The following is an 8,611-nucleotide window of genomic DNA, read 5'->3' as shown; positions in this document are numbered from 1 at the left end:
GGAGTTCGTGGTGGGGCTCTTGGGGGAGGACGCGGGCAGCGCCTCGGAAATCCTCGCCCGCACCGCGGCGGAGCTGTCGGACATGACCTTTGATGGCGACGCCGGCGAGCCCTTCCACGTCACCTTCAGCGCGGGCATCGCGGTGTCGCCGGGGGACGGCGACACGGTGGAGGCGTTGCTGCGGACCTCGGACGCGCGGCTGCTGCGCGCGAAGGAGAACGGCCGCAACCGCATCGAGGCGTGAGTCGCGCGGGGCTACTGTGGCTCGTTGAAGATGAGCAGCCCGCGCGGCGCGTCGGCGACGTAGAGGTGTCCGTCGCCGGGCAACCGCACGCCGAAGGCGCCCTGGAAGAGGTGGTCCGTGCGGCCGGGGTCCGTCTCCCGGAAGGTGTTGAAGTGCGCCACCTCGCGTGGCCGCGTGGGGTTGGACACGTCCAGCACCCGCAGGCCCTCCTGGTACCAGGCGATGTAGAGGTGGTCGCCCTTGAGAATCAGGTTGTGGATGGAGGTGACGGGCCGCATGCGGTACTCGCCAATCTTCACGATGTTCGCCGGGTCGGTGACGTCCAGCACGCGAAGGTGCGAGGCCGCGAACTCGCCGCCTTCGAAGGCGATGGTGCGGCCCGCGAAGGTGCCCACCGCGCTGTGGTGGGAGTAGACGTCCGGGTAGGCGTACTGGCCCAGGTGCCGGACGTTCTCCAGGTCGGAGATTTCCATGATGGAGTACCCGCCCTGGGCATTGCTGATGTAGAGGCGGTCCTCGTACACAAAGAGGTCATGCGGCCCGCCGAGTGAGTATTCCTCGGGCAGGGCGATGCTCTGGAGCGCCACCGGCGCCAGCGGCGTGCTGACGTCGAAGATGTCCGTGCGGCCTTCGTTGTTGGTGGCGAACAGTCGCTGACCGTGGACCAGCACGGTGTGCACGCCGTACAGGCCCGAAGGCAGGCTGCGCAGGAAGGCGGGCTCCGCGGGCTGGGTGATGTCGAAGACGATGACGCCCGAGACACTGCTGGCGACGTACAGCGCGTCATCCTGGGCCCAGACGCCATTCCAGTAGGAGTCCCCGGGAATGCTGATGGACGCCTTGAAGACGGGGTGGGCCGGGTCGCTCACGTCGAAGACGGTGAGGCCGCCGTTGCTCGTCGGCGTGTGGGTGGAGACCACGTAGGCGTGCTGCTTGGCCACGTACACGTCCACGGGCCTGCCCAGGGCCACGTGGGCCTCCGCGCGCAGCTGGAGGCCGCCGGAGGACTCGGGCTCGCCCTGGGGCCACGTCATGCGGTGGGCCTCGAAGGTGCCCTTGCGGCGAGGGGCGTTGTTGGTGCAGCGCACGAAGCAGCCGGTGATGATGCCGGTGGAAGGCGCCTGGCAGCCGGCGAGGGCGATGGTGGTGTTCATCGGCGGCGTGGTGCTGCGCATGGCGAGGAAGAAGCGGCCGTCCTCCGTCTCCTGGGTGACGAGCGCCTGGCCAGCGAGCGTGCTGGTGCCGCCGTCATCGCGGAGCATGAAGCCCACGGCGGAGAAGACGGCCTGTGTCCCGCCATCCGCCAGGAGCCCCTCCTCCCGCAGGCCCGCCTGGAAGACGCCCACGGGCGGCACCTGCGCGAGCGCGGCAGGGTCACACGCCGACAGGTCGAAGCCGGACGAATCCAGCGTCTCGCAGGCGTGCGTGCCGTCCCCCACCAGGGCGCACGGCGCATAGGCCCCGCGGTCCACCCAGTTCCCGAACTCCTCCAGCGCGGTGGAGCCCCCATCCCAGGGCGCGCTGCCGGCATCGGTGGTGCCGGAGTCCACGGGAGGCGGCGGCACTCCGCCATCCGGCGTGGGGCGCGGCGAGTCGTCACATCCGGCCAGCACACAGGCCCAGAGGGTAGAGACCACGCGCAGCGTTCGGAAGGTCGGGGCGGAGGACAGCGGCAAATCGCACCTCGCGGAAGGCACGCCGGCCGGAAGGGCGCGGCGGCTGTTGTGCCTACGAAGCGAGGAGCGGACCTGGGTTGGGGCTCCGGGGAACTGCTTGCGCCGTGAAGGTGGAGTCGCGGTCCCTGTGCGCCGGAGGTGCTCACCGGCGCCTCGGGGCCCTGGACTTGCAGCGACTACGGCTCGTCGAAGATGAGCAGCCCGCGCGACGTGTCCACGACGTAGATGCGGCCGTCCCCCGGTACACGGATGCCGATGGCGCCGTCGGTCAGCCCGTCTGTCCGGTTCGGGTCTGACTCGCGGAAGGTGTTGTAGTGCGCGATTTCACGAGGCTGGGCGGGGTTGGACACGTCCAGCACGCGCACGCCCTCGTGGTAGTACGCGACGTAGAGCCGCGTGCCCACCAGCAGCATGTTGTGGACGGAGGTGAGGCTGCGCAGGCGGTACTCGCCAATCTTCACGATGTTCGCAGGGTCGGTGACGTCCAGGACGCGTACATGGGAGCCCAGCGTCTCGCCGCCCTCGAAGGCCACCGTGCGGCCGTTGAAGGTGCCCACCGCGTTGGCGTGGCTGAATGTATGAGGGTAGGTGTAGCGGCCGAGCAACGCCGGTGTCTCGCCGTCCAGCCCTGCGACGAGGAAGCCGTCTTCGAGGTGATTGACGTAGAGGCGCCCCTCATACGCGAAGGCGTCATGCGGGTAGCCCATGCTTCTAGGATACGTGAAGTGGGTGAGGAGCTGGGGCTCCAGCGGTTGGGTGATGTCGAAGATGAGCGTCTGCTTCTGGGATGGGGACATGGCATAGAGCCGGTTCCCTTCCACGAAGAGCGTGTGCACATCGACGCGGCTGTTGCCCGGGTAGCTGCGTAGGAAGGCGGGCTGCCCGGGGTTGGTCAGGTCGAACACGAGCACGCCCTCGCGAGCGCTGGCGACGTAGAGCGCGTTGTCCTTGGCCCAGACACCATTCCAGTACTCGTTATGGCCGAACTTGATGGTCGTCTGCTGGACGGGAATGTAGGGGTCGCTCACGTTGTAGACGGCGAGGCCGCCGCCAGACCCTCGCCGGTCGATGCCCACGACATAGGCGTGGCCGTGGGTGACATACACGTCCGCGGGCGTGTCCAGGGGCACGCGCATTTCGGACAGGAGCTGGAGGCTGGCGGACTCGGGCTCGCCCTCTCGCCACGTCATGCGCTCGGCGCGGAAGCTGCCGCGGTAGCGCAGCGTGCCGTTGCGGCACCAGAGGACGCAGCCGGTGAAGCTCCGGGGGCCCTGGGCGTGACAGCCGATGAAGGTGTAGCCGTTATCCCTCCCCGCTGGACTCGTGGGGCCGGAGGAAATGAAGAACCGCTCGTCATTCATGATGGCTGCATGGGGCTCGAGCCCCATGATGGACATGGGCTGGCCCGAGGCGTCGAACTGGAAGCCACCGTTCTCCGGGAAGACTTGTACGGTGCCGGGCTGCACCTCGGTCTCGTAACGAATCTCCGCGCGGTAGATGGCGCCCTGCCGCTCCAGGCCCGCGAGCGAGCCGAAGTCACAGTCTGGCATCACCAGTGTCTCCGGCACGTTGCACGCCGCAGGGGACGTCTGCGCGGGACACGACTCGAAGGCCCCGGGGTCCACCCATTCCCCCAGCTCCGGAAGCACCTCCCAGGGGCCGTTATAGGCCGGTGGCGTGGGCTCCGGTGGCGCGGGCTCCGAGGAGGAGCAGGCGGACAACGACACGGCGCAAACGAGCGCCAGCAACGGGCATGGGGTGCGAACAGTCATGGGTGAGGTCCGTTGATGAGGAGAAGGAGTTGTCCGTGCCCAGCTCAGGGCGCGTCGAAGATGAGCAGCCCGCGCGACGTGTCCACCACGTAGACGTGGCCGTCACCGGGAACGCGCATGCCGATGGCACCTTCGTACATGCCGTCGGACCGGCGCGGGTCTGATTCGCGGAAGGTGTTGAAGTGCGCCACCTCACGAGGCTGGGCGGGGTTGGACACGTCCAGCACACGCACGCCCTCGTGGTAGTACGCGACGTAGAGCCGCGTGCCCACCAGCAGCATGTTGTGGACGGAGGTGAGGCCGCGCAGCCGGTACTCGCCAATCTTCGTGATGGCGGCGGGCTGCGTGACGTCCAGCACGCGCACGTGGGCGCCCAGCGTCTCGCCGCCCTCGAAGGCCACGGTGCGGCCGTTGAAGGTGCCCACCGCGTTGGCGTGGCTGTAGGCGTAGGGGTAGGCATACCGGCCCAGGAGCTCCGGCGTCTCGCCGCCCAGGCTGACGACGAGGAAGCCGTCGGTGGTGTGGTTGATGTAGAGCCGCCCGTCGTACGCGAAGGCGTCGTGCGGGTAGCCGTTGCCGCCAGCGTGGGCGTAGCGCGTGAGGAGCTGGGGCGCCAACGGCTGGCTGACGTCGAAGATGAGCGTCTCCTGGTTGGGGCCGGGCGACATGGCGTAGAGCCGCGTCCCCTCCACGAACACGGTATGCACATCGACGGGGCCGGAGCCGCCAGGGTGGTTGCGCACGAAGGCGGGCCGCGCCGGGTCCTCCAGGTCGAACACGAGCAGCCCCGCATCCCCGCTGGCGACATAGAGCGCGTCGTCCCGGGCCCAGACGCCATTCCAATACCCGTCATTGGGGAGCTGGAAGGACGCGGTCTGCACGGGGGCGTGGGGATTGCGCACGTCGAAGACGGTAAGGCCGCCCTGCCGCTCGGACGCGTTGATGGACACGACGTAGGCGTGGCCGTGCGTGACGTACACGTCCACTGGCAGGCCCCGGTCCACGAAGGACTCGGACAGCAGCTGCAGACCGGAGGACTCGGGCTCGTCCTCCCGCCAGGTCATTCGCTCGGCGCGGAAGCTTCCGCGGTAGCGCAGCGTGCCGTTGCGGCACCACAGGAAGCAGCCGGTGAGGTGCCGGGGTCCCTGGGCGCGGCAGCCCGCGAAGGTGAGCCGGTCCCGCTCCTGGGTGGTGCGCGTGTACTCGGTGGCGAGGACGAAGCGCTCGCTGTCCAAGGCGAAGCCCTGGGGCGCGCGGCCCATGACGGACACCGGCTGGCGGGCCGCGTCGAACTGGAAGCCGCCGCTCCCTGGTGACGCCTGGACGCCGGCCTGTCCCTGGAACTCGTAACGTATCTCCGCGCGGTAGATGGCGCCCTCCCGCTCCAGGCCCGCGAGCGAGCCCATGTCGCAGCCCGGCAGGGCGATGGCCTCCGGCGCACCGCAGGCGACCTGGGAGTTGAGGGCGGGGCACGCCTCGAAGGCCCCGGGGTCCTCCCACTCCCCCCGCTCCGAAAGCGCCTCCCAGGGGCCGTCATAGGCGGGCGGCTCGGGAGGGGGCGCTGGTGGCGTGGGCTCCGACGAGGAACACGCTGACAACGACATGGCACAGACGAGCGCCAGCAACGGGTGCGCGGCACGGACAGGCATGAGGTGCAGCCTCTGGATGAGGAAAAGGAGGTGCCCGCGTCGTTTCCGCGGGCGCCCTCCGCACAGCATAGAGGTCACCGCGAGCGCCGCAAAGTGGCGCCCCTGGCCAGCTCAGGGCTCGTTGAAGATGAGCAGCCCGCGCGAGGAATCCACGACATAGACATGCCCGTCGCCGGGCACTCGCACGCCGAAGGTCCCCTCGAAGGGGCCCTCCCGCCGGCGCGGGTCGCTCTCCCGGTACGTATTGAAGTGCGCCACCTGTCGGGGCCGGGTGGGGTTGGCCACGTCCAGCACGCGCAGGCCCTCGTGGTACCAGGCGATGAACAGCCGGTTCCCCTTGAGAATCATGTTGTGGATGGAGGTGACGGGCCGCATGCGGAACTCGCCCATCTTCACGATGTTCGCCGGGTCGGTGACGTCCAGCACGCGCAGGTGCGAGGCCGCGAACTCGCCGCCCTCGAAGGCGATGGTGCGGCCCGCGAAGGTGCCCACCGCGCTGTGGTGCGAGAAGCCGCCGAACGCCGGGTAGACGTACTGGCCCAGGTGGCTCACGTTCTCCAGGTCGGACGCGTCCACGACGGAGTAACCGCTGTACGCGTTGCTGATGTAGAGGCGGCCTTGGTACGCGAAGAAGTCATGGGGACCGCCGAGGGAGGAGTCCTCGGGCAGGGTGATGACCTGCTGGAGGACGGGCTCCAGGGGCGTGCTGACGTCGTAGACCCGGGTGCTGCCCACGAAGTTGGTGACGTCCGACGCGTACAGCCGGTCGCCATCCACCAGCACGGTGTGCACGTTGGTGTAGCCATTGCCGGGCAGGCTCTGGACGAACTCAGGAGCGCCGGGGTTGGAGATGTCAAAGACGGAGACACCGGTGTCCGCGCTGGCGACGTACAGCGCGTTGCCCTTGGCCCACACACCGTTCCAGTAGGAGTCCCCGGGCAGGCTGATGGACGCCTTGAAGAGGGGATGGGCCCGGTCGCTCACGTCGAAGACGGTGAGCCCGCCGAAGCGGTCGAACCGGTTGACGGACACGACGTAGGCGTGGTCGTGCGCGACGTAGACGTCCACCGGTGTCCCCAGGTCCACGACGGCCTCGGAGACGAGCTGCAAGCCGCCGGAGGACTCGGGTTCCTCACGCGCGTCCGGGCGCTGGGCCTCGAAGGTCCCCACGCTGTAGGTGGTGAGCCGGGGGGACTGCGAGCAGGTGACGTAGCAGCCGGTGATGAAGCCAGGCTTGGGAACCTCGCAGCCTGCAATCGACACCACCCGCTCCCCTGACACGGGATGCGTCCGCTTGCTGGAGAGGAAGAAGGTGCCGCCATCCGTCATCCGGGCGGTGAGGGGCACGGAGCTGAGCGTGTCCGGCCCGCCGTCCGAATGGAGCTGGAACCCGCCGCTGCCGGGCGTGACGGACGTACCGCCGTCCGCGAGCAGCCGCTCCGCTCTCATGTCGGCCAGGTAGATGCCGTGCGGCTCCAGCGCGGCCAGCTGGTCCGCGTTGCACGACGACATGTCGAAGCTCGCCGGGTCCGCGCAGGCCTCCAGGCTGGGGTTGTCCACGGTGAACCGGCACGCGGAGAAGGCTCCCCGGTCAATCCAGTCGCCCGGGTCGTCCAGCACGGTGTAGCCCCCGTCCCAGGGCGCCTCGGGCCCCGCGTCCGTCCCGGCGTCCTCGGTGCCCGCGTCCGTGGGCTGCTGCCCCGCGTCGGGGACGGGCGGAGGCGGGTCGTCATCACAGCCGGTGGTGGCGGACAGCATCAGGGCCAGGGCGGACAGCAGGGCCCAGCCCGAATGAAGCGGGGATGTCATGGAGACACCTCATGAGGGAATGCGAGGCACTGCGGGGATGGCCGTCCTTTGCCTTACGCAGGAATACGCCTGTCAGGCCGTTCCTGGTTCGAGATGATTGCCAGGTGAATGGCAAAGGACCGGCGGGGCGCCGGCTGCTTGTATTTGACGGGGAATGGTCTTGGCCTTGGAGACGCGCGGCGCCCACGGCGCACCGCATGAGTTGCCATTCATTGGAGGTGCGGGGAGGGGCGCGGCCTTCCGCCACCGCGCTCCCGGTCGGGGTAGGCTGGGCGGCCACAGGAGGGTCGCGGTGGGAGGGAAACTGAGTCCGGGCATCTACCGGGTCCACAAGCCGGTGGGCGCCACGAGCTTCTCGGTGGTGCAGCGGTTCATGGAGGAGGCGAAGGTCGCGCAGCCGGGGAAGCGCATCCCGGTGTGCCATGGCGGGACGCTGGACCCCTTCGCGGAAGGGCTGCTGCTGGTGCTGGTGGGGCAGGCGCCGCGCCTGTTCGAGCTGCTGCACACCGTGCCCAAGGTCTACGAGGCAGAGGTCATCTGGGGCACGGAGATGGACACGGGGGACTTGCACGGTCGGCCCGTCCTCCAGGGAGCCACGGCGGCGCTGACGCCCGAGGCCCTGGACGCGGCGCTGGCGTCCTTCGTGGGCTGGCGGGAGCAGGTGCCTCCGGCGACCAGCGCGAAGAAGGTGGGCGGCGAGCCCGCCTACCGGAAGGCGCACCGGGGAGAAGCCGTGGAGCTGCCGCCCTCGCGCGTGTACCTGCACGCGGCGCGCTGGCTGTCCCATGACCTGCCGCGCGCCAGCCGCCTGTGGCTGAGCTGCCGCGGGGGCTACTACGTGCGCTCGCTGGCCCGCGACGTGGGGCGCGCGTTGGGCTGCGGGGCACACCTGTCCACCCTGCGGCGCACGGCGATTGGCCCATGGGAGGACCCCGGGCCGGAGCCACGCGGGTGGCTGCACGGGCGCGAGCTGCTGCCCTGGGCCCGCGTGCGTGCGCTCACGGACGCGGAGGTGGGCGAGCTGCGCCGCGAGCGCCCCATCCCCGCGAGCGGCCTCCAGCCCGCGGACTGGACGCTGCCCTCCGGCTTCCCGGACCCGGAGGCGCCCGTGCGAGGCTTCCACCAGGGCCGCCTCACCTTCCTGCTACGGGAGCGCGACGGCGCGCTGTGGAGCGAGCTGGAGCTGCGCGGAGGGCTGTAGGCCCGCGCGCGGGAGGGGCCACCGGTGACAAGAGTCACCACCTGGAGGCCGTCCCGGTGATGACGGTTGTCACCGGTGATGACAGTTGTCACCACCCCGCACGGCCCCGGGAAAACGACACCCGAATTCATAACTCACTGAAAAGACTCATGGCGCTCAAGTGGGCTCGCCGGAGCCGGTGTGTGGCACGCCGCGCGCAATAGGACAGGACATCACGCTCCAGCACGGAGCGGGGCTCGAAGCACGGGGGGGGCCTGGCC

The 8,611-nt window shown here is 69.6% G+C and carries 6 protein-coding genes; 2 read left to right on the top strand and 4 right to left on the bottom strand.

Annotation, left to right across the window (positions count from 1 at the left end; translation table 11 throughout):
* Nucleotides 1–244: diguanylate cyclase (locus tag HV824_RS33305; protein ID WP_176425069.1), on the top strand; the 244-nt coding region annotated here is incomplete at its 5' end.
* Nucleotides 245–255: 11 nt separating this feature from the next.
* Here the strand turns inward: HV824_RS33305 and HV824_RS33300 are convergent.
* From HV824_RS33300 to HV824_RS33285, 4 genes are all read right to left on the bottom strand, one after another.
* Complete coding sequence (locus HV824_RS33300) at nt 256–1,881, bottom strand: LVIVD repeat-containing protein (RefSeq protein WP_368738135.1); 1,626 nt, start codon at nt 1,879–1,881, stop codon at nt 256–258.
* A 215-nt stretch (nt 1,882–2,096) separates the two neighbouring features.
* The gene (locus HV824_RS33295; RefSeq protein WP_176425068.1) at nt 2,097–3,692 is read right to left on the bottom strand and encodes an LVIVD repeat-containing protein; all 1,596 of its coding nucleotides are present in this window, start codon (nt 3,690–3,692) and stop codon (nt 2,097–2,099) included.
* 44 nt (nt 3,693–3,736) lie between these two features.
* Complete coding sequence (locus HV824_RS33290) at nt 3,737–5,341, bottom strand: LVIVD repeat-containing protein (protein WP_176425067.1); 1,605 nt, start codon at nt 5,339–5,341, stop codon at nt 3,737–3,739.
* A gap of 111 nt (nt 5,342–5,452) precedes the next feature.
* Nucleotides 5,453–7,150, bottom strand: coding sequence for an LVIVD repeat-containing protein (locus HV824_RS33285; RefSeq protein WP_176421437.1), 1,698 nt, complete (start codon nt 7,148–7,150; stop codon nt 5,453–5,455).
* Nucleotides 7,151–7,442: 292 nt separating this feature from the next.
* Here HV824_RS33285 and truB point away from each other — a divergent pair, with 292 nt between their 5' ends.
* The gene (gene truB, locus HV824_RS33280; RefSeq protein WP_176425066.1) at nt 7,443–8,351 is read left to right on the top strand and encodes a tRNA pseudouridine(55) synthase TruB; all 909 of its coding nucleotides are present in this window, start codon (nt 7,443–7,445) and stop codon (nt 8,349–8,351) included.
* Nucleotides 8,352–8,611 lie beyond the last annotated feature (260 nt).

The sequence above is a fragment of the Myxococcus sp. AM009 genome, from assembly GCF_013372605.1.
Taxonomy (GTDB): Bacteria; Myxococcota; Myxococcia; order Myxococcales; family Myxococcaceae; genus Myxococcus; species Myxococcus vastator.
This window is presented reverse-complemented; position numbering and strand designations above follow the sequence as displayed.

Coding starts and splice junctions, on each gene's coding strand:
- HV824_RS33295 (WP_176425068.1), bottom strand. CDS start 3,692: ATGACTGTTCGCACCCCATGCCCGTTGCTGGCGCTCGTTTGCGCCGTG.
- HV824_RS33290 (WP_176425067.1), bottom strand. CDS start 5,341: ATGCCTGTCCGTGCCGCGCACCCGTTGCTGGCGCTCGTCTGTGCCATG.
- HV824_RS33285 (WP_176421437.1), bottom strand. CDS start 7,150: ATGACATCCCCGCTTCATTCGGGCTGGGCCCTGCTGTCCGCCCTGGCC.